Here is a 23,047-nt window from a genome sequence, read left to right on the forward strand (position 1 = left end):
CTACCCGGTAGGCTCACAACTCTGTTTACGCACTCGGACGACCGATGTCCGAGGGCCGCAGTCACCTGAAGGGGGTCGCGTTGCTGAACAGCGGTGAGGTGTTCGCCGGGTTCACCGTGGAGCGGCTGCTCGGACAGGGCGGTATGGGCTCGGTGTATCTGGCCCGACACCCCCGCCTCGGTAAGCAGACGGCGCTGAAACTGCTGAATCGCGAGCTGTTCGCCGACGCCGAGGTGCGCGCGCGGTTCGAGCGCGAGGCCGATCTGGCGGCGCATCTGGACCATCCGAATATCGTCGCCGTCTACGACCGCGGCTCCGAGGACAACCAGCTCTGGATCTCCATGCAGTACATCGATGGCGTCGACGCGGCGACCGTCGACCCGATGACGCTGCCGCCGGAGCGAGCGGTGCAGATCATCGAGGGCGTCGCGGCCGCACTGGATTACGCGCACGGCATGGGAGTACTGCATCGGGATGTGAAGCCCGCCAACTTCCTGCTGGCCCGTTCCAGCGGTGGGCAGGGCGAGCGGGTCTTCCTCACCGATTTCGGCATCGCCCGGCTGCGCGAGGATTCCACGCACCTGACCCAGACCGGGATGTTCAGCGCGACACTGTCCTACGCATCGCCGGAGCAGATGACCGGCGCCAAGTTGGATAACCGCACCGACCAGTACTCCCTGGCGTGCGCGCTGTACTGGTTGTTCACTGGCATGGCCCCGTTCGACGCGCCCGATCCCAACGACATCATTCGCGGGCATCTGCAGCATCTCGCCGCGCCGCTGGCGGCCCGGCGGCAAGGTTTGAATCCGGCGCTGGACGGGGTGCTGGCCAAGGCGATGTCCAAGCGTCCCGAGCACCGGTATGCGACCTGTGTCGAATTCGCCGCCGCGGCACGCACGGCATTGACCGCGCCGCCGGTCGCCACCGTGCAGGCGCATCCCGGCTATCCCGTCCCCGGGTACCCGGCGAGCCTGCCGAATCCCGTCGGATCCGCTGCGCCCGCACCGGCATTCGGTGCGCCCGCGGACCAGGGTGCGTTCATACAGTCCACGCAGGCCGTCGGGCACGCCGGATATGGCGCGCCACCGCAGGCCGGGGGTTATCCGTCGCCGCCACCGGCCGGGGCTTATCCGGCGCAACAGGCGTCGCCACAGCCGGGTGCAGGCGCGGTGCCGCCGGCCGGGGCTTATCCGGCGCAACAGGCGTCGCCACAGCCGGGAGCAGGGGCGGTGCCGCCGGCCGGGGCTTATCCGGTGGCGGTGCCCCCGCAGGCGGCAGCGCAGCCCGGGGCCTATTCGGCAGCACCGGCGCTTCAGGCGTCGCCGCAGGCTGGAGTACCCGCGGCACAAGGGGCCCCATTGCAAGGTGCGCCGGTGCAGGGCCAGCCGTCGCAAGTGCCGCCCCCAGCCGCACCTGCGCCGGGCCAGCCCGCTCCGGTGCCGCCGATGCCTGGCCAGCCGTCGCAAGGTGCACCGACTCAGGGGCCACCACCTACCGCGGGTCCGCCGATGCCGCCCGGCGCCGTGGCACCGGTTGCGGCGCCATTCGGGCCCAATGGCGGTGGCCCCCATCCGATGCCGGAGCACAACCGCGGTACGGCGGTGATGCTCGGCTGGATGGCCTGCGCGATCGTGGTCGCGGTGATCGCCGTCATCGGCACCTTCGTTGCCGTCGGCTGGCGGTCCGACGAGCCGAACAATGCGGCGGTGCCCCCACCTGCCACCACCACCGCCACGGCAGCCGCGCTCGATGCCATGGCCAAGAGCCGCAAGCTCTTCCCGAACCTGGTGCCGCAGGGCAAGGACAACCACGGTGAGGCCTATCAAGACGCCCGTTGTTTCGCCGCGAAGCCCGGCGATCAATTGCGGCTCCAGGACGAACCGTTGAAATCCAGTCCATGGGTCGGCGCGTGGGAATGCCATCGCGAGACGCAGTCCACCACCCAGATGAGCTACACGATCCTCGAATACGCCTCCGCCGCCGAGGCACGCGCCGTGGTCCAAGCCCTACCTGCCAATATCGCGACCGCGGAGAAGAAGGACGGAGTCCCGGTCAATACCCACCGATGGACAGTCGAGGATCCGCCGGGCCCACTACAGCCCTACTACCACACCGCAAAACTGGTGGTGAGCTTCGAATCCGACCCCGCCCGCTCGAATTTCCTGGTCTACGTGAGCAATTACGGCACCTCCGGCGTCGCCCCGACCATCCCCCCGACCACCTCCGCTCAAGACGCCCTCATCGCCTGGTGGGCCGCAGCTCCACTGTAATCGCTTGTCGGACAACCGAATCGGACTACGATGTGCGTTACGTCAGTCGAGCGGCCAATGCTCTGCCGCGGTCGACCAGGGCAGAGGAAGCGCTCATCGCGTGACACAGTGCAACCGTAGTTGCCTGTCGGACAACCGAATCGGGCTCTCGGTGCGCGTTGCGGCAGTCGAGCGGCGAATGCTCTGCCCTGGTCGACCGGGGCCAAGCAGCGCTCATCGCGTGACAGTGGTAGTTGCTCGGACAGCCAAATGGAGGCTGCCAGCGCGCCATTCAGCACACCGGCAGCCCTGGTCGACTCAGTCGACCGCCAATGCCTCCACGATCGGCATTCGGGCGGCGCGCAGTGCCGGGGGAATCGACCCGAGCAGCGCCAACGCCAATGCGACAGTGCCGTAGACCAGCAGCATCGGGCTCGGCTGGTACACGATGTCGATGGTCAGGGCGTGGCCGGTAGCGACGGTCGCCAGATACTGGATCGCCGCGCCGACCACGAGACCTATTGCCGCGCCCATGAATCCGATGCCGACGGCTTCGGCGAGCACCGAGCGCAGCAGAAATCTGCGGCTGGTTCCCATGGCGCGCAGCACGCCCAGCTCGCGACGGCGTTCCAGCACCGAGAGCATCAGGGTGTTCAGCAGTGCCACGGTGGCCACCAACACCACGATCCACAGAATGGCGTAACTGATCGCCGTGCCCTGCCGCAGGCTGGAGGAGATGGCGATGACCGCCTGCGCGCCGGTGTCGACATGGATATCCGCTGGCACCACCCGCCGCACCGCGGCCTGCACCGCCGATTTGTCCACGCCCGGTTGGAAATGCACCGCGAGCACGGTTTCACCCGGTCGCTGATACCACGCGCGCATCTGGTCGAGATTCATCACGACCACACCCGCGATGGCCGAGATGTACGGAATCACATCCAGCACCCGCACGGTGTGATTGCCGGTCGGGGTCGGCAGGGTCAATTCGGCCCCGGTGCTGACGCCGAGTGATCGTGCGACATCCCGCGAGATCGCCACACCTTGTCCGGCGGCCAAGTGGGCCATGACTTCTCGACTCACCGAACCGGTCTCGGATTCATTCGCCTCGCTCGGATAGCCCTGCAGCATCACCCGCCCGGTGCCCAGGGTGGCGAAGGCCATCTGCGCGGCGCCGACCTCCTCGACACCGGGCACCTCGGCGATCTTCTCGCGTAATCCGTTGGGCAGCAACGGCCCCGTCGGGAACTGCTCCATCGAGCTGGTGCTGACGAACAGATCCGTATCGCCGAACCCGGCGAAGGAAGCGGTGGCCGAATCGACCATATTTTGTGAGCCCCCGCCCATCGCGACGGTGGCGGATACGCCGATCATCACCGTCATCGCCGTGGCCCACACCCGCCGCGGTGCGCGTTCGAGGGTGGTGGCCCCGAGCGTGCCCGGTGCGCCGAAGCGTCCGGCGATCGCCGCGGCACCACGCACGATCGGTCCGGTGGCGGCGAAGCACAGTGCCACCGCCCCGGCGAACGACATCGAGATCGCCCCCAGCGATACGCGGCCCAGATCGGCCTCGGCGATGACGATCGCGCCGACGATCAGGCCGACGCCGAGCACGATCGAGGTCCAGCGCAGTGCCGCGCTCGTCGTATCGGCGCGCGCCACCCCCACCGGTGCCAGCGCCTCGATCGGTTCGACCTTGTACACCTGGCGCGCCGCGATGGCGGCCGCCAGCACGCTGGCCAGCACACAGGCGCCGATCGCTACCGGAATCGCATACCCGGGCACCATATATTCGGTGCGCGCCTCCACCGACTGCATGACGGCGGTGGGAAGTTTATCGATCGCGACGCCGCCCATGACGGCACCGACCGCCGAGCCACCCACACCGCCGAGCACGCCGAGCAGCGCCGCCTCGACGAGTAGATCACGCACCATCGGCCCGCGCTTGCCGCCGATGGCCCGCAGCATCGATAACACCGGCCTGCGCTGGGCGACGGCCATACTCATCGCGTTGTAGATCAGAAACGCCGAGACGATCAGTGCCGCCGCCGAGGCCATCAGCGTCGAGTACCGCACGATCTGGATGGCGCCACCGGCCTGTGCCGTGCGCAGTCCGGGATCGGCGACCACGGCGCGTCCCTCGACGACCTTGGTCAGCGTCGCACGCAATTGGTCGACATCGGTGCCATCGGCCGCGATGATCTGAATCGAGTCCAGCCGCCCGACGCGGTCGGTGAGTTTCTGCGCAAGGCCGAGCGGGGCGGCGATGATATGGCCCCCATTGAGTTGCTCGGAGGTCTTCTTGTCGAGAACCGCTGCGACGGTGACGGTTCCGGAGCCGAGCGGGAACCGATCGCCCTCGGCGTGCCCCATTCCGGATCCGACCAGGACACCGTTCGCCACGGTGAGCAGCTTGCTCGCCTGCGCGGCCATCGGCCCGCCCAATTCACTGCCGAGTGCGGCGATGCTGGCGTCGGCGCCGATCAGCAGCGCCTTATCCGCGCCAGACCCGACCTGCGCGCGCAACATCGGTACCGCCTTGTCGACACCGGGTGTGGTCGCGATCCGTTGCAGTTCCTGCTGATCGAAGCCCGCGTCGGTGATCCCGGTGACCTCGAGCGCGGCCTTGCCGCCGAGGCTGCGGGTCAGCCGGTCGACCGATCCGGTGACCGAGCCGGAGATGCTGAACACCGCGACGAGTAGCGAGGCCGAGATGGCCATCACCGTCAGTGACATGAAGGTGCGGCCACGGTGGGCGAGCAGTTCTCCGATATTGAACAGCCGCAGCCGATCCCATGCCGCGCCGATCATGCGCGCACCGCCCGCTTCGCGATATCGACCTTGTCATTGGAGCCGATCTGGCCGTCGCGCAACGTGATCACCCGGTCGCAGTATTCGATGGCGCCCATATCGTGGGTGACCATCACCACCGAATTGCCGTTGCCCGCGATATCGCCGAGCAGTTTCAGGATGGACGCGCCGGTCTTGGAATCCAGATTGCCGGTCGGTTCGTCGGCCAGGATCAGCGGCGGATCCATGATCAGCGCCCGCGCCACCGCGACCCGCTGCATCTGTCCGCCGGACAGCTCCGCCGGACGATGCGCGGCGCGTTCACTGAGCCCGACCAGGTCGAGCAGTTCCAGCGCCCGCGGCTTGGCCTTGCGTAATCCGGTGCCGTCCAGCAGCTTCGGAATCGCGACGTTCTCCCAGGCGGTGAGGGTGGGCAGCAGGTTGAAGAACTGGAAGATGAAACCGACTCGGTGGCGCCGGAATTCGGACTGCCGCTCGTCGTCGAGGCCGCCGATCTCCTCGCCCTGGAATCGGATCGACCCGGCGTCGGGGGTATCGAGTGCGCCGAGCAGATGCAGCAGCGTGCTCTTACCCGAGCCGGACGGTCCGATGATCGAGGTGAATTCACCGGATTCGATGCGCAAGCTGATGCCGTCGAGCGCGCGCACGGTTTGTTCGCCGACGCGGTACTCCTTGGTGACATCCGTTAGTTCCAGCATGGCCTGGTCCGGCATGGCGGTCCCCACCCTCTTTCGTCACGTGTTCGAACTCGGTCGATTGTTGCGCAGCGCGTGCCGCGCCAGCGCGTTATCGTGCCATCGCCTCGGATGCCTGGTCCTGGCGTCGGTACTGCGCATCGAGAACGGCACGCAGCACCGGTTGCTCGGCGGCGAGTTCGAGATATGCCTCGACCGCGGATTGGCCCTGCAGCAGCGCTTGATCCAATTTCGCGTCGAGATGGATATTCCACCGATAGCGCAGCGCGAGCAAGAGGCCTTCCGGTCCGCCGAACAGCCGGTCCAGTTCCGGGATGTCCGCGAACAGGTCGGGGCTGGCCGGATCGACGGCCGCGCGGGTGAGCACGGTGCGCACGATCTCGGTCCGGCGGTGCTGGTCGTCCCAGCCATTGCGACTGCTTTGTCGCTCGAATTGATCGGACATGGCGTCGGCCTTCCGTGATTGGTGAATCTCACGCTACGGACGGGAAAATACGGTGTCTTCGTGCCAGGGACGCGAATCGATCTCCTACCGCGGTAGGAGTCGCGGCCCGTTCCCGGCACGATGCCGCGGGCCCGACCTGGCGGTTAGCCTTACAGGATGGATGTGATCCACGCCATCGGCTCGTCGGCGGGCGCCCAACCGGCGAAACCGTTCCGGGAGAGCGGGCGCATCCGGGATCGGTTCGCGGCCTTTCTGCGCAATCCCATTGCGGTCATTCGACGCAACCTCGAAGAGCTGCCGTTCGACTACCCGCCCTCGGTGATGATCAGCGCGGACGCGGCCCTGCTGCTGGTCAGCGTCGGCGCGATCATCCAGCGGCACGAATACTTTCCGACCGTGCTGCCGATCCTGGCCGTGATTCTGGTCTTCGTTTCGGTGCCGCTGTTCTGCTTTTTCGGTGTCACCCCCAGCCCGATCCTGCTCGCGGTTTCCGGACTGGCCGCGACGGCGATCCTGCTCACCCAACCGGCATCGGCCGATTTCTCCCCGTTCATCCTGGTGGTGATGGTCGGCGAGGTCGCGGCCATCGTGCGCAAGCGCTTCAGTGCGCTCTTCGCGGTGATCGCGGCATTGCAGTTGGCCGCCTTCGACGCGGCCGGAAATCTGATGTGGAGTGTGACCGGCGAGCGGTTGCAGGGGATCCAGATGTACACGATCGGGATCGCGCTCGGCTGGCTGGTCGGTGTGATGCTGCAGTATCAGCGCAAATTCCTCTATCAGGAACGCCAGAGCCAGCAGATCCGGGCCGCCCGCGCCGCCGACGAGGAGCGCCGCCGGATCGCGCGCGAGGTGCACGATGTCATCGCGCACTCGCTGAGCATCACCCTGCTGCATCTGACCGCGGCCCGGCACGCACTGCAGACCGATCGCGATGTGGACGAAGCGGTGGACGCGCTGGTCGACGCCGAACGACTCGGCAGACAGGCCATGGCCGATATTCGCCGCACCATCGGCCTGCTGGACGCGCGGCCGTCGAAACTGGTGCCCGAGCCCGGCATCCGCGATTTCGATGATCTGGTCGGTGATTTCGCAGGGGCGGGACTCGATGTCCGTTACTCCCGCGTCGAGGACCTGACCGCGGTATCGGCCGCCGTTGGGCTCGCGCTCTATCGGATCGGTCAGGAATCCCTGGCCAATGTGATCAAACATGCGCCCGGCGCGACCGCGACCGTGCTCCTGGAGGTGGACTCGACGGTGGCCCGGCTCATTGTGACGAACACGCTGCCCAAGGGATTGCCGCCGGATCTGGGCGGCGGAATGGGGTTGTCCGGTATGCGGCAGCGGGCCGAATTGCTCGGCGGCCGGATCAAGGCCGGACCGTACGACGACGGGTGGATGGTGCGGGCAGAATTCCCGCTCAGCGGTGCGCGGGGCTGGGCGATGTCGTCGTGTCCGGTGCCCGACATGATCCATGGAGCGGCGAGCGCGATGCGTGACAAGGCCGAGGCCATTCGGCGCGACGGTGTGCTGGGGGAGGGTGCGTGACCTCGGTGTCTGCGACCGGTGGCGAGGATGCCGTCACCGTTCTGGTGGTCGATGATCAGGAGTTGGTGCGCGGTGGACTGCGCCGGATCCTGCGGCGGCGCGACGGCTTCGTCGTCAACGAATGTGCCGACGGCGACGAGGTGCCCGCCGCTATCGCGGCCAGCCGACCCGACGTGGTGCTGATGGACCTGCGCATGAAGCGCGTCGGCGGTATCGACGCGACCCGCGCGCTGCGTGCGCGCGACGGTGCGCCACCGGTGCTCGTGCTCACCACCTTCGACGATGACCAGCTGCTTTCCGGTGCGCTGCGCGCCGGGGCGGCCGGGTTCATCCTCAAGGATTCGCCCGCCGAGGATCTGATCCGCGCGGTGCGCACGGTCGCCGTCGGCGGGGCCTGGCTGGATCCCTCGGTCACCGGTCGGGTGCTCTCGGCGTACCGGACGGTGCGTCCCGTCGCCATCCGCGACGACAGCAGGCTCGCCGAACTCACCGCGCGCGAGTACGAGGTGCTCGAACTCATCGGACGCGGCCGCGTCAATGCGGAGATCGCCCGCGAACTCGGCATCTCCGAAGTCACCGTGAAGAGCCACGTCGGACATATATTCGGCAAACTGGAGCTGCGGGACCGGGCCGCCGCTATCGTGTTTGCGTTTGACCACGGGGTGGTCGCACCAGGACAATCCACAGGTTGACGGGCAGCCCCGATCGCGCACGACCGCCGGTGGTGGGCGATCTCGCCCGGGATGTGGAGGATTGACGGGGTGGACGGACCTGGATGGAGAGTCGGTAGTCGGTTCGGGCCGTATGAGCTCAGATCGCTGCTCGGCAAAGGGGGCATGGGCGAGGTCTACGAGGCGTACGACACGGTGAAGGACCGCGTGGTCGCGGTCAAACTGCTGTCCGAGGAACTGGCCAGGGACCCCATCTACCAGGTGCGTTTCCGGCGCGAATCCCAGGCCGCCGCCCGGCTGGCCGAGCCGCACATCATCCCGATCCATGACTGGGGCGTGATCGACGGTGTGCTGTTCATCGATATGCGCCTGGTGCCCGGCGTTGACCTGCGCGGCATCCTGCGTGACCAGGGGGTGATGAGCGCCGAGCGCGCGATCGGCATTGTCGAACAGATCGCCGCTGCCCTGGATGCCGCGCATGCCGACGGTCTGGTGCACCGTGATGTCAAACCGGCCAATATTCTGGTGACCGACTCGGATTTCGCGTACCTGGTCGATTTCGGCATCGCCCATCTCGAGGGTGACAGTGCCGTGACCCAGGCGGGCACCGCGATCGGCTCCTATGCCTATATGGCGCCGGAGCGCTTCGATTCCGCCCCGGTGACCGGTCGCGCCGATATCTACTCCCTCGCCTGTGTGCTGCACGAATGCCTCACCGGCACAACACCGTTCCCGGCCGGGAGCATGAGTGTGCTTATCCGGTCGCATCTTTCCGATCCGCCGCCGCGGCCGAGCGTGCAGCGGCCGGGCATTCCCGCGGTGATGGACGAAGTGATCGCCCGCGGTATGGCCAAGGAGCCCGCCGATCGCTTCCCGACCGCGACCGATCTGGCCCGCGCGGCCAGGGCGGCGCTGGCCGCCGCGCCCGCCGCGAACACCCCGACGCTGATCGTGCGTCCGCCCGATCCGGCCCGCGGTCCGTCGGATCAGGCTGTGGTGCACCGCAGTGCGGCGACGCCCGCCGAGTCGACGGGATCGATCCCGGCGGTGATCCATCCGACCGGGCCGACAGTGGTCTCGGCCGCCGATCTACAGTTCACTCCGTTGCCGTCGCGGCAGCCACCGAGGCCGCCGCTCGGGCCACCGCCCGGCACCGCCCGGCCGGTGCGGCCGTTTCCGGATGCGCATCTGTACGCGGAGTCGCCGCCGCCTGCGGAGTATCCGGAGCCGCAGTACCCGCAGTCGATGGATTACCTGGGCGGCTCGCCGACCCCGCCGACCGAGCAGTATCCGGATCAATCGCGATCTGCGGGGGCGTCGCGGGCCGAGCAGACGATGCGGTATCCGGAGTCGCACTACCCCGAGGCCAGATACCCGGAACAGCAGTACCCGGAACAGTTCGGCGCGCAACAGTATTCGCCCGCTCCGGAGACGCGCCGCATCCCGCAACCTTTCTCGAGCGCACCGCCGTTCGAGCCGCCGTCCGGGCCCGCCCACGCGGCTGCCCCCAACCGCGCGTCGCAATACCAAGCCGCATCGGAATACCCGCCGCAGAGCGGCTATGCCGAGCCAGAGTACGAGGACGACTACGGCCAGGACCCCTATCAGCGGCGCGACCGCTCGATCGTGCTGCCCATCATGGTCGCCGTCTTCGTCATCGTCGTACTCGCCGTCGGCGGTGCCATCGGCTGGCAGCTGATGGGTTCCGACGACTCCGGGAATTCCAAGGACGCCCAGGCGGGCGCCCAGGTGACGACCGCGGCCGCCCGCGCCACCGCCGGTTCGACGACATCGCCGACGACCTCGACCACCAAGGCCGCCCCCACCTCGGTCACCCTGCCCGCCGGCGCGACGCAGTGCTCGACCGGACAACCGGCGTCGGGCACCTTCACCCGATCGGCCACCGGATCCGCGGTCACCAGTTGCGGTTTCGCCGACGCGGTCCGCCAGGCCTACGCCGACTCCGCCGCCACGAATGTGTCACGTTCATCGCGCTCGGTGGTAGCGACCAGCCCCGTCACCGGCCGCACCTACACCATGAACTGCGTCGCCGACGGCCCACTGGTCACCTGCACGGGCGGTGAGAATGCGGTGGTCTACGTCTACTGACACAGCCACCGCGACGAACACGCTATGAATTCGTGTCCATAGGACTTATCGCATTCGATCTCGGTGCGGTTCACGCTGTCTCGGGGCCAGCGGATGGCGATGGCTCCGAGCCAGTGGGTGTCGTTCGATCTCGGTGGCAGTCGGCTCGTCGAGAGTCTCGATCATCGGAGGTGGTTCCCGCATCGGGTGGAAGCCGGCTCCCGAGCCCGACATACCGATGCGATGCACCGGCAACTGTTCGGGCGGTCGATCACCACGGAACCTGGGGTGGCGTGGGGCGAGAAAGCGCTCGGTCGGCACCGTTTCAGATTTCGGCCTCGGGTCCAGCGATGTGCGCGGGGGATAGCCTGCGCACAGCGCGCTGCTCTGGCGGGTGCGCAAGGTTGTGTTCAGGATCTAGATGTGGCCGACCACCGCGGCAGATGCAGATGTTCGCGAGATCGACTGGCGGCTAACGTTTGAGCCTGATCGAAGGCGCGGGTCGCGGTATAGGACGTGCTGAGCCACAGCGGTTTCGGACGGTGTGATCGTCAGCGGGTCAGCTGGCGTATGGACGGCCGATCGCGGTGTCAGTGCGGGTGTCAGGTGTGTGTCAGGTCGCTGTCAGTCGGCCCGGCGAAAGTCTGTCCATCGAACAAAACGACCGGCACCGACACTGTTTCAGTTGGTGCCACAACCGATTTCGAGGAGTACACGACATGACTGTCACCATCATCCTGACCGATCAGGACAAGAGCACCCTGCGCACCGCCGCCTACGGTGCGGTGTCGCTGTTGGCCGCTGCCGGTGCACCGCACAAGGGCAGCACGCAGGCCTCGATCGTCCTGACCTCGGCGACCGGACTGGTCGGACACGTGCTCGCCGCCAAGTCCAAAGACATTCACTTGCAAGGTAAGTCGGTCGCCGAACTCGCCGACCAGGTGCTGCCCGCCCTGACCGCGGCCATGAGCCTGCTCGGCCAGCAGGACCCGGGCGAGGCCGACAACTTCCGCGACACCGTCCTGGTGGCCGTCGAAGCCGCCGCCCGGTCCGGCAAGGGCGAGCCCAGCCCGGCCGTGGCTGCGATGGCTCGCAAGATCACCGCGGCCCTCGACGCCTGACGGGTGCGGGGTCAGCGCAGCTGGTCGCGGGGTCCTATGCGGACCCCGCGACACGGCCACCGACCGTCGAACCTCAGGGTGCGGCCGCGGGGCCGTTGGGAAACGCGCGCCCAGCGGCGTTTCCGCTCCCTCGCGCAGACTATTGCCGGGTGGTGCGCTTGACCGGACCGCGCTCGATCCCGGGGGTCGTCTTCGGTCATGCCGTCGTGGACGGGCCGTCGGCTACGAGGGGTCCGGATCTGCGCCACGGACCCTCGGTCTGCGGTGCGCGTCCGCTATCACACCGCAGTCCGATTCCATGTCATACCAAGGGGTTACAACGAACGAGAATCCGGCCGATAGCTTCGAATCGGCACCTCCGCCCGACACACCGAGCAGTTCTCGCTGAAATCAGATCTTCGATCGACATCGGCCGGCCGGCATCCAGGACGGGCGAAGGTGGCATCTCCGATCCAGCTCTCAGGAAGATCTATGACGACACCGGCCTTGGTCCCAGAGTCATTTCCACGATCATCGCGGCGCGGCGGCGCCGACGGTGATTACGCCCGTCTGTTGCGCCGGATCTCCGACGCGGGACTGATGAACCGGCGTCCTCTCTACTATGCGGTCCGGCTCAGCCTCGTCGGGATCGCGTTCGCGGCCGGCTGGGCGGCGTTCGTCCTTGTCGGGGACTCGTGGTGGACGCTCATGGTCGCGGCGTTCATGGCCGTGACGTGCGCTCAGGTCGCCCTCGTCATGCACGATGTCGCGCACCGCCAAGTCTTCCGGCTGCGGCGGCCGACGGAGGTCGTGGGCCGACTCGTCGGCAACGCCGGCATCGGCCTGGCGTACGGCTGGTGGCAGGACAAGCACACCCGCCATCACGCCAACCCGAACCACGAGGAACTCGACCCCGATGTCGCGCCCGACATTCTGGTCTGGTCACAACGGCAGGCGCGCGCCAGCCGTGGCCTGCCTCGTCTCATCGGGAGGTCGCAGGCATTCCTGTTCTTTCCGCTACTGATGCTGGAGGGCCTGAACCTGCATGCGGCCGGCGCCCGTGCGCTCAGAAATCGATCGATCAAACACCGCGGGCTCGAGGGCGCGCTGCTGTTCGGCCACTTCGCCGCCTATCTGGCCGCACTGTTCGCGGTGCTGCCCGCCGACAAAGCCTTCGCGTTCCTCGCTGTCCACCAAGCGCTGTTCGGCCTGTACATGGGCTGCATCTTCGCCCCGAACCACAAGGGCATGCCAACTCTGGTCGGCGACGACCGCCCCGACTACTTGCGCCGGCAGGTGCTGACCTCCCGCAACGTGCGGGGTGGCGTGTTGACCGACCTAGCCCTCGGCGGGCTCAACTATCAGATCGAGCACCACTTGTTCCCGAGCATGCCGACGCCGAATCTGCGTCACGCCCAGGTGATCGTCCGCGACTACTGCGCCGAAATCGGGGTGCCATACCACGAGACCGGGCTGATCTCCTCCTACCGCGAGGCGCTGAAGCACATGCACCACGTCGGCGCGCCGCTGCGCACCACCGACCGACACCAGGATGTCGGATGACCCTTCCCGGGTGGGCTGCGGCGCCACGATTGCGCCGGGCCCGAGAGTTGGGTGCGGACAAGGCCGTTCGCGGAATCGGCAGCGGGATTATCGGTCTTTCGAATGCATCTCGATGAAGCCCGCTCCCGCGGGGAGCACGCTCCTATGCGGTCAGCAGTCGGCGGACTGCTGCGGCCACCTCGTATGCACGGAATTCGGCATATGCGTGTGTTGAGTCATCATGTGCCCGAGGCCAGGTAGGTGGCGAGGATGTAGCTGAGCTCGCGGTCGGCGGATATTCGCTGGCGGTAACTCGCCTGGACACGGGATCATTGCTCACCTGCATCGCTCGTTGATTCGAGACGAGGGGGGAGCATGAGTTCACGCCCAACGGCGGTCAAGCTGGTGCTGCGTTTTTATGGCTGGGAAATGGCCTCTCGCAAGGCCACGACGATTCCGGCGTTGCTGGCGCCGGCACTCGGCAATATCTGCAACCTGTACATCGCACCGCTGATCGTCGCCATGGTGGTCGGCCGGGTCGCGGTGACCGGGGATACGAGTTTCGGGGCCCTGGCTTCGTATGTCCTCGCCTTCGGTGGCACCATGCTGCTCGCGGAACTGTTGTGGCGCATCGGGATTCACTGTCTGAGCCGAGTCGACGCCTACGGTATCGAGCACCTGTACGTGCTCGCCATGGACGAGCTGCTCGCCAAGGACACGGCGTTCTTCCACAATAACTTCGCTGGTTCGCTGACGAAGCGCTCGCTCAGCTTCGCGGCGCGGTTCGAACAGTTCGTGGATACCCTCGCCTTCGAGATAGTGGCGGCCCTGGTGCCGCTGATGTTCGCCTCGGTTGTGTTGTGGCGCTACAACCCCGCGCTGGTCGTTGTGCTGATGGGGATGATCGTGGTGACCGCGCTGGTCATCATGCCCTTGATCCAGCGCCGCCAGAAGCTCGTCGACGACCGGGAGGCCGCCATTGCGCAGGTTTCCGGGCATGTGGCCGACAGCCTGGCCAATATGCAGGTGGTGCGCGCCTTCGCTGCCGAACCGCAGGAGGCGGCCGAGCATCGGCGGCGGGTCGCCACGTCGCGGCGAAAGTCGTTGCGCTCCTGGGATTACGCGAACCTGCGGATAGATACGCTGGTGACGCCGCTGTTGGTGCTCACCAACGTGATGGGCCTGCTGATCGCGCTGGGCCTCGGCGGCGGGAATGCGGGGGTGGAGGCCATCGTGGTGGCATTCACCTACTACTTCAACGCCACCGGGATCATGTTCCGATTCAACCAGATCTACCGGCGGTTGGAGACGGTGCTCACCGAGGCGGCGCAGTTCACCGAACTGCTGCTCGACGAGCCGAAGGTGCTCGATATCGAACATCCGGAACCACTGCGGCCCAAGGGCTTCGACGTGCGGTTCGAGACAGTGGACTTCACACACGAGGGTGCGCGGCAGCTGTTCCACGGATTGGATCTCCAGGTGCCCAGCGGCGCCAAGGTAGGACTGGTCGGACGATCCGGTGGTGGCAAGACCACCCTCACCCAGCTGCTGCTGCGGTTGATGGATATCCAATCCGGAACGATACGCATCGGCGGGCAGGACATCGCCCGGCTGCGGCAGGCGGATCTGCGCAGTCTGATTGCCTACGTGCCACAGGATCCGGCCATGTTTCACCGGACCCTGAGCGAGAACATCCGGTTCGCGCGCCCGGACGCCACCGACGAGGAGATCCTGCGGGCCGCCAAGGCCGCGCATGTCACCGAGTTCGCGGACGCGCTGCCGCAGGGTATGGAAACGCTCATCGGCGAGCGCGGCGTGAAACTGTCCGGCGGCCAGCGTCAGCGGGTCGCGCTGGCTCGGGCCATCCTGCGGGACGCGCCCATCCTGCTCCTGGACGAGGCCACCAGCGCCCTCGACTCGGAAAGCGAATTGCTTGTGCAGCAAGCGCTCTGGGAGTTGATGCAAGGGCGTACGGCGCTGGTCGTCGCGCACCGACTGAGCACTGTGGCCGGGATGGACCGGCTGGTGGTGCTCGACCACGGGCGAGTCGTCGAGGAGGGGACACACGAGGAGCTGCTGTGCGCGCAAGGAACATACGCTCAGCTGTGGCGGCACCAGTCGGGTGGATTCCTCGGCGAGGACGTGGTCGCCCGCTGATCGGAGTTCGTCGGAGCTCGATCCCGACGTAGGCACGTGGGAACTTCGAGACGGTTTTGCCGGTGGTTGCGGGGTGAAGCTGCGGGCCCGGTCCATGCCACACCAACGGATGGCTATCTGCGTCCACCGGCCCGGTGTGATGGTGCGGATCCGGCGCCTGGGGCACCGCGATCACCGGGTATGCCGCAAGTACGGCGAAGCAGTTCGGGCGGGTGGCGCCGACGGCCTGTACCGACCGTCGGCGCATCAGAACAGGGCGCGGCCGTCCTCACGCCATGGGGATCGTCGGGTCGACGATCGCCTCGATGCCCGCGACGCGGTCGTCACGCATCGTGAGCACGAGCATGCCGTACAGGGCGCGGTTGTGGTATGCCAGGACGCCCATGGTTGCGGGCGCTGGGTGCGACACCAGCGTCGCGCCGGATCCGAAGTAGCTGAGCAGGTTCGACGCCACGGCCGTCGCGCCGTGGGTGTCCTCCGGCGTCGGCAGCGAGCCCGCGACGAAGGTCGCCGATCCCCAGGCGTCCGGGGCCAGCACCCTCAGCAGGGCGTTGAGGTCGCCGCCGGAGCAGGCCGCGATGAACCGGTCCAGGACGGCTCGGTGCGTCGATGCCGTGGCATGATCGACCGCGTCGATGACCGGGTCGGCCCCGACGACCGCGCGATCAGCCGCTGCGATCGTGGGACCTGCCGCCGCCGCCCCGGTGATCTTCGTACGCGCCCGCCGCGCCAGCTGTCTGCACGTACCCACTGGACGGCCCAAGATCGCCGCGATCTCCTCGAAGGGCAGCGCGAACACATCGTGCAGGATGAACGCCACCCGTTCGGGCGGATTCAGTCGCTGCAGCACCATCGCCAGTGCCGACTGGACGTGATCGTCGAGCGTGACCCGGTCCGCCGGGTCGACGCCCGGTGCGACCACCGAGTTCAGCAGCTCCGGGTCGCCGGGTTGCTCGCGCCGGGCCCGGGCACTGCCCATCAGGTCCAGGCACAGGCGGCCGGTCACCACGGTCAGCCAGCCGCGGACATTGTTCAGTTCGTCCGCGCGGGTGCGTGAGAGGCGCAGGAACGCCTCCTGCGCAACGTCTTCCGCGTCCGCGATGTCACCGAGCATTCGGAACGCCAGGTCCACCAGGTAGGCGCGATGCGCATCCCACAGCGCGGTGAACTGGTCGCCATGAGTCTCCATACCGATTACGACGAGACGGCGGGGCGAAAAGTTACCGATCCGGTGCGGTAACTTTCCCGCCGCCCGCCTCGTCATAGTGCCGACCCGAAAAACACGAAGCACCATCCGAGGAGACCTCATGTTGCGCAGTTCGAGCCGACTGACCGCGATCGCAGCCCTGGCGCTGGCCGGCCTCGCGACCGCCCCGGCACCGGCCGGAGCGGATTCGACCGCGTCCGCCGAAACCACCGTATTCATCGAAAAGTACCTGGGCACTTGGAATTACGACCAGCCGGACCACATCACCAGAACCAATATCGCCACCATGGACCTGTTCGGATACCGACCCGACATTCCGCAGATCGGCACCATTACCTTCACGCGCGGTGCCGACAGCGAGATCCTGGGCCACACCGATCAGGGCTGCACCTGGCATTTCCGGCCCGTGGGGGACGCTCTGGAATTGACCTCCACCACCCAGTACTGCTTCAACCAGGTGATCGGGTCCGGCTACAACATAGACCGCTGGCGCGTCACCGTCGATGACGGTGTCGAGCGAGAAACCTTGCACGCCAACAGTTATCTCGGCCCGGGGACCTTCGGATTCGATCTGGTCGACGGCCGCCGGAGCAATGCCGCCGCGGGCACTCAGGCCGACACCGCGCGGCGTTTCAGCGGTACCTGGACCTTCGACCGCGCGCCTTTCCCCACCAACGCCGCCACCAACTCCTACTTCATTCCCCTGCCGTTCACGCCCGCTCCCATGTCCGGACCGGTCACCTTCGTCCCGTCGGCGGGCAGCACCGTCACCGCGCATACCGCCGACGGCTGCGGCTGGACCTTCGAGGCCCATGGGAATACCGCCGAGCTGTCCCCGGCCACACAGACCTGCGGCGCGACCACGCTGGCGTTCTGGTCGATCGCCGACGATTCGGGACATCAAACCGCCATCCTGGCGGGACAGGATCACAGCATCCCGTTCGTGATGACCTCGGGCTCCCTGACCAGGACGAACTGACCGCAGGCACCGCCACTGTTTTTCGAAGTCCTGTTCACGCAATGACTTCGGTAAGCGGTTCAGCGCGGGCGTCGCGAATATTCGCTTGTGCGTGTGTGGTTCGGCAGCTCGGAACGGCTAGTCGAGGCGGGTGGCGGTCACGGCCCACACCGGCAGGTGCACCCGGTTGTTCTTCAGCAACGGCGCAATGGTCTGGAGTTGTTCCAGCATCGGCTTCATCCGCTCCGCCCAACCCGAATCGTCGCCCATCTGCTCGGTGAGATGGGTGAACGTTTCCGGGCTGAAGGTGGCTTGGTACGTGGTGGTTCCCAGGTAGTCGATGCGCCACCCGGCCGCGGGAAGCACCCGCTCGAAATTCTCCGCCGGCAAACCTTCGGGCTGAATACCGTTGACGTTGTGGCGTCCGATTTCGAACATGAACAGTCGCGCCCCCGGTTTCGTGGCCCGGTGCAGGGCCTGCGCGTACTGGGTCTGTTTTTGTTCGTCGTCGAGGAACACGTGGTAGAACGCGCTGTCGACGACGGTGTCGAACCGATTCTCCAGGCCGTCGAGTCTGGTGGCATCGGCCACTTGGAAGTCCACCCGCACCCCGGCGCGCTCCGCGTTGCGCTTGGCCCGCTCGATCGCCGTCGGCGACGCGTCGATGCCGGTGGCCGAGTAGCCCTTGGACGCGTAGTGGATCGCGTGATGTCCCAGGCCGGTTCCGGGGTCGAGCACCTCGCCGCGCACAGCGCCGTAGGCCACCAACTGCTGCACTACCGGCTGTGGGCCGCCGATGTCCCAGGGGATCAACGCAGCAGTATCCTGCTCCGGCGACGCGTCACGGTACAGCGCTTCGAAGTCCGGCTGACCATTGTGGTTCGGTTCCTTGTTCATGACTCCTCCTTTGATTGCGGACGGGCCACACCTGAAGGGTCGTGCACTAGTTCAGACCAATGGTTGCGTAATTCGGCGGCGGACGCCATCGACTGTGGGTGGGTCGGATCAGGGCCGTCAGGATCCTCGCGTGGACGGACAGGATGGTCACCGCCCGGGACGACACGCTGATCCGAGCGTTCGCCGCTCGCGTTGCCGGTGGGATCGTCAGGTGTCAGCCATGGCATCCGGCTGACGAGCCGGTCTCGCAGTTCGGTCAGGCGGGTGATGCGCTGGTTCAGCTCGGCCACGCGGGGTGGGCCGACGGCTGCGTATCCGGTGGTGCATCGCGGTTCGAACGGAAAGACGCCCGGCAAATCGCGGTCGAGGTAGGGCAGGAACGCACGAACGTCGTCGATGGTGAATCCGATGTCGAGCAGTTCGCGGATATTGCGGACTTGTTTGACCGCTGTCTCGTCGTAGGTGCGGTATCCGGAGGTAGTGCGCTCGCAGGTGAGCAGTCCCTGTTCTTCGTAGAAACGCAGGGCGCGGGTGGTGGTTCCGGTGCGTGTCGCGAGTTCACCGATCAGCATCGTCGTTCCTTTCCTCGGGATGGTTCAACGCGTGAGCTGCACGACTACCTTCCCGGTGTAGCGTCCCCGCACTAGATCGAGCAGTGCCTGCGGTGCGTTTTCCAGTCCTTCGACGACGGTCTCGGTGTGTACGAGTGAGCCGTCGGCGAGCCACTGCCGCAGTCGTCGGCCGAATTCCGGGGCCAGGTTCAGATGGTCGAGCATGGTGAACCCGCGCAGGGTGAGCCGCTTGCCTATCACCGGCAGCAGATCTCCGGGACCGCCGTCGGGCACACCGCCGGACCGTTGTCGAGCCAGCGCGCCGCACAGGGCGATCCGCCCGCCGACATTCATTACCTCGACCGCCGCCCGCAACTGGGCGCCACCGACGTTGTCGAAGTACACATCGATCCCGGCCGGTGCGACGGTCCGCAATCGGTCGGTCAGCGGCTCGTCGTGGTAGTCGAACGCCGCATCGAAGCCGAGCTCGTGGACGACGTGGTGCACCTTCTGCGCCGATCCCGCACTGCCCACGACACGACCCGCGCCGAGCAGCCGTGCAATCTGCCCGGCCAGACTGCCTGTGGCGCCGGCCGCGCTGGAAACGAACACGGTCTCGCCCGCGCGCAGCCCGGCGGCCACCGTCAGGCCCGCGTAGGCGACCAGCCCGAACCCCAGATATGCCGACGGCGACGGATACGCGTGCGGATCCACGATCCGCACCGCATCCGCCTCGGCCACGGCATACTCACGCCAACCGAGCCGATGCAGCACCAGTGCCCCCTCCGGGACACCCGGATCGGCGGATGCGACGACCTCGCCGACCGCGTCGCCTGCCATCACGTCCCCGATAACGAAGGGCGGCACGGGAATTCCCGGATAGGCCCCGATCTGCATCAGCATCCCTGGATCGAGCGACATGTACAGATTCCGCACCATCACCTGCCCCGGCGCGGGTTCGGATACCGGCTGCTCAACCAGCCGAAAGTCGGACAGTGCCGGAAATCCGTCCGGTCGCACGGCGAGCTGGACTGCTCGGGAGGTTCGCGTCGTCATGGTCATGCCACCGACGCTAAGGATTGACGCATACGTGAAGGTCAAACTGAACACTGCACAGGCCGATCCCCAATCCGAACATGGCCTCCATCAGCTCTTCGGTTACCTCCTCGCCGGGCTGAATCCCCAACGCGGCCAAGCCCGTACCGGGCTAGCATCCGGGTGACTCACCTCGGGCAGAGTAGTGGTCGGCCGGGCTGGACCGGCCGCTACGCGATGACGCCACGCGACGCTACTCATCGGACGTCGACGCACGCATCAGGAACCGCACACGGGACACGGTTGTTGCCACGCCGATGCCAGCAACGAGGATCGCCGCCAGCCCCCAGTCGGGTATCACTCCGAGAACGTCCAACACCACCCCACAAGCCGCGATGGGGACAAAGACGAGCAACGTCAGGGGCAATACTTCTCGCCTCCAGCCCCGCCGCTGTGGCAATCGCCCTAGTGTCGCATCGAAGACGTTGACGCGGCCCAACCGGGACCGCCCTCCCGACCGGACACGAGCGACCGAGACCGCGCCCCAGACCATCAGCCAGAAGACCACCGTGATGGCGAGCCCTAAAAGCGGTCCGCCTGCGTAATCCCAAAACGTGTTCAAGCCTGCACTCCTCGCCGTCGTCGATCGCCGAGCCCAGCCAGGCGGCCGCTGCCCACGCTGCCGCAACCCCTTCCTGACCCGACGCTAGAAGATCCCGCGCGCCCGCACCCGCTGACGCGCCGACACGCTGGTCGAACAGGACCCTGCATGCAGGCAGACGTCGTCATCAACCGAGGAACGCCCCGAATGGCACCCGCACCGCCAAGCGCAGAAAATCCGAAAACTCGATCCGAACAAGACGACACGACCGAACATTTCGGATCGCGGCTCGAGGAGATTTCAATCGAAGAATCAAGCCGGAACGGACAGTCCCCGGGGTGGGCATCGCGACCGATCGGACTGCCGTTGGCAGGTGGTGGGGAGTCGGTGTGCGCGAGCGGTTCTGGACTGCCTCGCGCCGGGTTTGTACCGGTAATGGTGGAACACCCGCAGCGGCAGCGAGATTGGGTGATGGGGCGCGACCAGTACACGAAGATGGCGAATCAGCACGGGAACGAGATCGACGAGTAGCGGGAGCTGCTGCGGTTGAACGGACCTCAGTCGGCGAGATAGCGCAGCATCACCGCGGTGTTGAAGTGCCTTGTCTCGGCCAATCGGAGCTGGATGCGCTCGGCCAGCGATGGGAACATCGGTGTGCCGCCGCCGAGCACCGCGGGCGAGAGGAACAGCTGGTATTCGTCGATGAGCCCGTGTGGTATCAGCGAGGCTGCGAGGCTGGCGCCACCGACCTCCATGACGCCATCGCCTCCGGCTTTGAGCCTGCGGACCTCCTCGACCGCGTTCTCGCTGATCAGCGTGCTGTTCCAGTGGACCTCGGTGAGCGTGCGGGAGAAGACGACCTTCGGCTTCTCCGTCCAGAGCGTGGCGAACTCACGCTCGATGCGCGGCGCGTCCTCTGGCACTTGCGGCCAGTACTCGGCCATCAGCTCGTACAGGCGACGGCCGTGCAGCGAGACCTCGATCTCGCGGTAGCGGTCGTTGTGGAATTGGTGCAGCTCGTCGTCCGGGTTGGTCCAGTCGATGTTGCCGTCGCGGTCGTTGATGTAGCCGTCCAGGGACACGCTGAATCCGTAGATCAGTCTCCTCATGACCGGGTAGACGTCCTCCGCGCTCGAAACTCATCGGTGCTCGAGTGGCTTCGTGGCATCCGGCCCGGAGCCTCCGCAAAAAACCTGTTGGCGGACCACGGCGACCACTGCTACTTTTCCGGAGGCCGTGCCAGAGAACGAGGAGGTGGTACCCGTGAACGCAGTATCGACATGGGTGCTCCCCTCAGGGGTCACGGTCGGGCGATAGGTCGTCCGGGAGCGCCGTTCAAGAGCACTCCCGAAAGGCACGACCATGCACTTCATTTCCGAACAGCGCCTCGACGACGGCGTCCTCGAGCGCGAATTCACCCTCGGCGAGATCCCCGGCATCCTGTGGACGCCCGGATCCGCATCCGCACCGGCCCCGCTGATCCTGGTCGGCCACCCAGGCGGACTGCACAAGATGTACCCACGACTGGTGGCCCGGGCCCGACACTGCGCGGCGGAGGGCTTCGCCGCGGCCACCATCGAGCTCCCCGGGAGCGGTGACCGGCCCCGTTCGGCCGCCGCCGAGCAGGCCCGCGCCGACCTGCGTCGGGCGCTGGCGGCCGGCGAGCCGGTCGACGAGATCGTCGACCGGCTCGTCCTGCCGCTGGTCGAAAAGGCGGTCCCGGAATGGCGGGCCCTCCTGGACGTCCTCCTTGCGCTGCCCGAGATCGGCGGCCCGGTCGGGTACTCGGGAGGGGTGATCGCCATCGGCCTCCGGCTGGCGGTGGTCGAGCCGCGCATCGCGGCCGCCCTGCTGTTCGCCGGGAGTTTCGTGCCCCGCACCATGTTCGAGGAGGCCCGGCAGGTCACCATTCCGCTGCAGGTTCTGCTGCAGTGGGACGACGAAGGAAACGACCGGCAGTTGGCCCTGGACCTGTTCGACGCCTTCGGCTCCGAGCAGAAGACGCTGCACGCCAATATGGGCGGACACACCGGCGTCCCGCCGTTCGAGGGGGACGCCGGGAACCGGTTCTTCGCCCGACACCTGAAGTGAGGCCGGGCCGTCAGGCCAGCAGCTGACGATAGGAGCTGTCGGCCAGGATGCCGCTCATCAGGTCCCGGCCCTCCTCGATGGCGGTGCCCAGCAGATGCACAACCGCCCCGACCGCGGCGGTACCGGCCATTGGCGCTACCGGCCGGTCGGGGCGGCGCTCGGCCACCAGCGCCTCCATCACCTGGGCCGCACTGGCGCTCGGCGGATCGGTCCGCGATCAAGGATCGGCGCGGCATCGGCGACATCGCACTACCGATCTAGCCCGGCACGGGTTCCCGCACAGCCGGACCGCGGCCGCTCGATCCAAGCCGGGGAGGCCGCCGGCCGCGAGCTCGCCCTCACCGCGGACAGCGTTGACCGTCGCTATCCAGGTCGTGCGCACAATCGTCATCCACTGGTCCTGA

At 67.0% G+C, this 23,047-nt stretch carries 19 protein-coding genes; 9 read left to right on the plus strand and 10 right to left on the minus strand.

Annotated elements, in window-relative coordinates:
• The first annotated feature begins 44 nt into the window (after nucleotides 1-44).
• Nucleotides 45-2,270: a protein kinase domain-containing protein gene (locus ACQP0C_RS11000; protein ID WP_433732829.1), complete on the plus strand. Its 2,226-nt coding sequence runs from the start codon at nucleotides 45-47 to the stop codon at nucleotides 2,268-2,270.
• A 297-nt stretch (nucleotides 2,271-2,567) separates the two neighbouring features.
• Here the strand turns inward: ACQP0C_RS11000 and ACQP0C_RS11005 are convergent, their stop codons facing one another.
• The 3 genes from ACQP0C_RS11005 to ACQP0C_RS11015 form a co-directional block, all read right to left on the minus strand.
• Nucleotides 2,568-5,060 carry an FtsX-like permease family protein gene (locus ACQP0C_RS11005; protein ID WP_433732830.1) on the minus strand — a complete coding sequence of 831 codons (2,493 nt, stop codon included), beginning with the start codon at nucleotides 5,058-5,060 and terminating at the stop codon, nucleotides 2,568-2,570.
• A complete protein-coding gene (locus ACQP0C_RS11010; RefSeq protein ID WP_433732831.1) occupies nucleotides 5,057-5,773 on the minus strand; it encodes an ABC transporter ATP-binding protein in 717 nt (238 codons plus the stop codon). The genes ACQP0C_RS11005 and ACQP0C_RS11010 overlap by 4 nt, the downstream gene beginning before the upstream one ends.
• 73 nt (nucleotides 5,774-5,846) lie before the next feature.
• Nucleotides 5,847-6,200 (minus strand): hypothetical protein, encoded by a 354-nt coding sequence (locus ACQP0C_RS11015; protein WP_433732832.1) that lies wholly within the window; start codon nucleotides 6,198-6,200, stop codon nucleotides 5,847-5,849.
• A 156-nt stretch (nucleotides 6,201-6,356) separates the two neighbouring features.
• Between ACQP0C_RS11015 and ACQP0C_RS11020 the strand changes: the two genes are divergently transcribed.
• The 6 genes from ACQP0C_RS11020 to ACQP0C_RS11045 all read left to right on the plus strand — a co-directional run bounded on the left by ACQP0C_RS11020 (nucleotide 6,357) and on the right by ACQP0C_RS11045 (nucleotide 15,303).
• The gene (locus tag ACQP0C_RS11020; RefSeq protein WP_433732833.1) at nucleotides 6,357-7,745 is read left to right on the plus strand and encodes a sensor histidine kinase; all 1,389 of its coding nucleotides are present in this window, start codon (nucleotides 6,357-6,359) and stop codon (nucleotides 7,743-7,745) included.
• Nucleotides 7,742-8,437, plus strand: a complete 696-nt coding sequence (locus ACQP0C_RS11025) for a response regulator (protein WP_433732834.1) — start codon at nucleotides 7,742-7,744, stop codon at nucleotides 8,435-8,437. The genes ACQP0C_RS11020 and ACQP0C_RS11025 overlap by 4 nt, the downstream gene beginning before the upstream one ends.
• Before the next feature lie 51 nt (nucleotides 8,438-8,488).
• Nucleotides 8,489-10,525, plus strand: coding sequence for a protein kinase domain-containing protein (locus ACQP0C_RS11030; protein ID WP_433732835.1), 2,037 nt, complete (start codon nucleotides 8,489-8,491; stop codon nucleotides 10,523-10,525).
• A 698-nt stretch (nucleotides 10,526-11,223) separates the two neighbouring features.
• Nucleotides 11,224-11,625 (plus strand): hypothetical protein, encoded by a 402-nt coding sequence (locus tag ACQP0C_RS11035; RefSeq protein ID WP_433732836.1) that lies wholly within the window; start codon nucleotides 11,224-11,226, stop codon nucleotides 11,623-11,625.
• Nucleotides 11,626-12,096: 471 nt separating this feature from the next.
• On the plus strand, nucleotides 12,097-13,167 hold the full coding sequence (locus tag ACQP0C_RS11040) for a fatty acid desaturase family protein (protein WP_433732837.1): 1,071 nt from the start codon (nucleotides 12,097-12,099) through the stop codon (nucleotides 13,165-13,167).
• A 354-nt stretch (nucleotides 13,168-13,521) separates the two neighbouring features.
• Nucleotides 13,522-15,303 carry an ABC transporter ATP-binding protein gene (locus ACQP0C_RS11045; protein WP_433732838.1) on the plus strand — a complete coding sequence of 594 codons (1,782 nt, stop codon included), beginning with the start codon at nucleotides 13,522-13,524 and terminating at the stop codon, nucleotides 15,301-15,303.
• A gap of 268 nt (nucleotides 15,304-15,571) precedes the next feature.
• Here ACQP0C_RS11045 and ACQP0C_RS11050 read toward each other — a convergent pair whose 3' ends face one another.
• Entirely contained in the window at nucleotides 15,572-16,492 is a 921-nt protein-coding gene (locus ACQP0C_RS11050; RefSeq protein WP_433732840.1) for a sigma-70 family RNA polymerase sigma factor, read from the minus strand.
• A gap of 118 nt (nucleotides 16,493-16,610) precedes the next feature.
• On the opposite strand from ACQP0C_RS11050, the gene ACQP0C_RS11055 reads away from it, so the two are divergent.
• Nucleotides 16,611-17,489, plus strand: coding sequence for a hypothetical protein (locus ACQP0C_RS11055; RefSeq protein WP_433732841.1), 879 nt, complete (start codon nucleotides 16,611-16,613; stop codon nucleotides 17,487-17,489).
• 117 nt (nucleotides 17,490-17,606) lie between these two features.
• Here ACQP0C_RS11055 and ACQP0C_RS11060 read toward each other — a convergent pair whose 3' ends face one another.
• From ACQP0C_RS11060 to ACQP0C_RS11080, 5 genes are all read right to left on the minus strand, one after another.
• The gene (locus tag ACQP0C_RS11060) at nucleotides 17,607-18,365 is read right to left on the minus strand and encodes a class I SAM-dependent methyltransferase (protein WP_433732842.1); all 759 of its coding nucleotides are present in this window, start codon (nucleotides 18,363-18,365) and stop codon (nucleotides 17,607-17,609) included.
• On the minus strand, nucleotides 18,362-18,937 hold the full coding sequence (locus ACQP0C_RS11065) for a MerR family transcriptional regulator (RefSeq protein ID WP_433732843.1): 576 nt from the start codon (nucleotides 18,935-18,937) through the stop codon (nucleotides 18,362-18,364). The genes ACQP0C_RS11060 and ACQP0C_RS11065 overlap by 4 nt, the downstream gene beginning before the upstream one ends.
• A 24-nt stretch (nucleotides 18,938-18,961) precedes the next feature.
• Nucleotides 18,962-19,978: an NADP-dependent oxidoreductase gene (locus tag ACQP0C_RS11070; RefSeq protein WP_433732844.1), complete on the minus strand. Its 1,017-nt coding sequence runs from the start codon at nucleotides 19,976-19,978 to the stop codon at nucleotides 18,962-18,964.
• 226 nt (nucleotides 19,979-20,204) lie between these two features.
• A complete protein-coding gene (locus ACQP0C_RS11075; RefSeq protein ID WP_433732845.1) occupies nucleotides 20,205-20,573 on the minus strand; it encodes a hypothetical protein in 369 nt (122 codons plus the stop codon).
• Nucleotides 20,574-21,109: 536 nt separating this feature from the next.
• Nucleotides 21,110-21,661, minus strand: a complete 552-nt coding sequence (locus tag ACQP0C_RS11080) for a dihydrofolate reductase family protein (RefSeq protein WP_433732847.1) — start codon at nucleotides 21,659-21,661, stop codon at nucleotides 21,110-21,112.
• A gap of 253 nt (nucleotides 21,662-21,914) precedes the next feature.
• On the opposite strand from ACQP0C_RS11080, the gene ACQP0C_RS11085 reads away from it, so the two are divergent.
• Nucleotides 21,915-22,643 carry a dienelactone hydrolase family protein gene (locus ACQP0C_RS11085; RefSeq protein ID WP_433732848.1) on the plus strand — a complete coding sequence of 243 codons (729 nt, stop codon included), beginning with the start codon at nucleotides 21,915-21,917 and terminating at the stop codon, nucleotides 22,641-22,643.
• 10 nt (nucleotides 22,644-22,653) lie between these two features.
• Here ACQP0C_RS11085 and ACQP0C_RS11090 read toward each other — a convergent pair whose 3' ends face one another.
• Nucleotides 22,654-22,821, minus strand: coding sequence for a hypothetical protein (locus tag ACQP0C_RS11090; protein ID WP_433732849.1), 168 nt, complete (start codon nucleotides 22,819-22,821; stop codon nucleotides 22,654-22,656).
• Between the last annotated feature and the right edge of the window lie 226 nt (nucleotides 22,822-23,047).

The sequence above is a fragment of the Nocardia sp. CA-129566 genome (assembly GCF_050956075.1).
GTDB lineage: Bacteria > Actinomycetota > Actinomycetes > Mycobacteriales > Mycobacteriaceae > Nocardia.

Bases quoted from the DNA above. Each gene is read 5' to 3' on its own strand.
- ACQP0C_RS11000 (WP_433732829.1), top strand. From the start codon at position 45: ATGTCCGAGGGCCGCAGTCACCTGAAGGGGGTCGCGTTGCTGAACAGC.
- ACQP0C_RS11005 (WP_433732830.1), bottom strand. From the start codon at position 5,060: ATGATCGGCGCGGCATGGGATCGGCTGCGGCTGTTCAATATCGGAGAA.
- ACQP0C_RS11010 (WP_433732831.1), bottom strand. From the start codon at position 5,773: ATGCCGGACCAGGCCATGCTGGAACTAACGGATGTCACCAAGGAGTAC.
- ACQP0C_RS11015 (WP_433732832.1), bottom strand. From the start codon at position 6,200: ATGTCCGATCAATTCGAGCGACAAAGCAGTCGCAATGGCTGGGACGAC.
- ACQP0C_RS11020 (WP_433732833.1), top strand. From the start codon at position 6,357: ATGGATGTGATCCACGCCATCGGCTCGTCGGCGGGCGCCCAACCGGCG.
- ACQP0C_RS11030 (WP_433732835.1), top strand. From the start codon at position 8,489: ATGTGGAGGATTGACGGGGTGGACGGACCTGGATGGAGAGTCGGTAGT.
- ACQP0C_RS11035 (WP_433732836.1), top strand. From the start codon at position 11,224: ATGACTGTCACCATCATCCTGACCGATCAGGACAAGAGCACCCTGCGC.
- ACQP0C_RS11040 (WP_433732837.1), top strand. From the start codon at position 12,097: ATGACGACACCGGCCTTGGTCCCAGAGTCATTTCCACGATCATCGCGG.
- ACQP0C_RS11045 (WP_433732838.1), top strand. From the start codon at position 13,522: ATGAGTTCACGCCCAACGGCGGTCAAGCTGGTGCTGCGTTTTTATGGC.
- ACQP0C_RS11050 (WP_433732840.1), bottom strand. From the start codon at position 16,492: ATGGAGACTCATGGCGACCAGTTCACCGCGCTGTGGGATGCGCATCGC.
- ACQP0C_RS11055 (WP_433732841.1), top strand. From the start codon at position 16,611: ATGTTGCGCAGTTCGAGCCGACTGACCGCGATCGCAGCCCTGGCGCTG.
- ACQP0C_RS11060 (WP_433732842.1), bottom strand. From the start codon at position 18,365: ATGAACAAGGAACCGAACCACAATGGTCAGCCGGACTTCGAAGCGCTG.
- ACQP0C_RS11065 (WP_433732843.1), bottom strand. From the start codon at position 18,937: ATGCTGATCGGTGAACTCGCGACACGCACCGGAACCACCACCCGCGCC.
- ACQP0C_RS11070 (WP_433732844.1), bottom strand. From the start codon at position 19,978: ATGACCATGACGACGCGAACCTCCCGAGCAGTCCAGCTCGCCGTGCGA.
- ACQP0C_RS11080 (WP_433732847.1), bottom strand. From the start codon at position 21,661: ATGAGGAGACTGATCTACGGATTCAGCGTGTCCCTGGACGGCTACATC.
- ACQP0C_RS11085 (WP_433732848.1), top strand. From the start codon at position 21,915: ATGCACTTCATTTCCGAACAGCGCCTCGACGACGGCGTCCTCGAGCGC.
- ACQP0C_RS11090 (WP_433732849.1), bottom strand. From the start codon at position 22,821: ATGGAGGCGCTGGTGGCCGAGCGCCGCCCCGACCGGCCGGTAGCGCCA.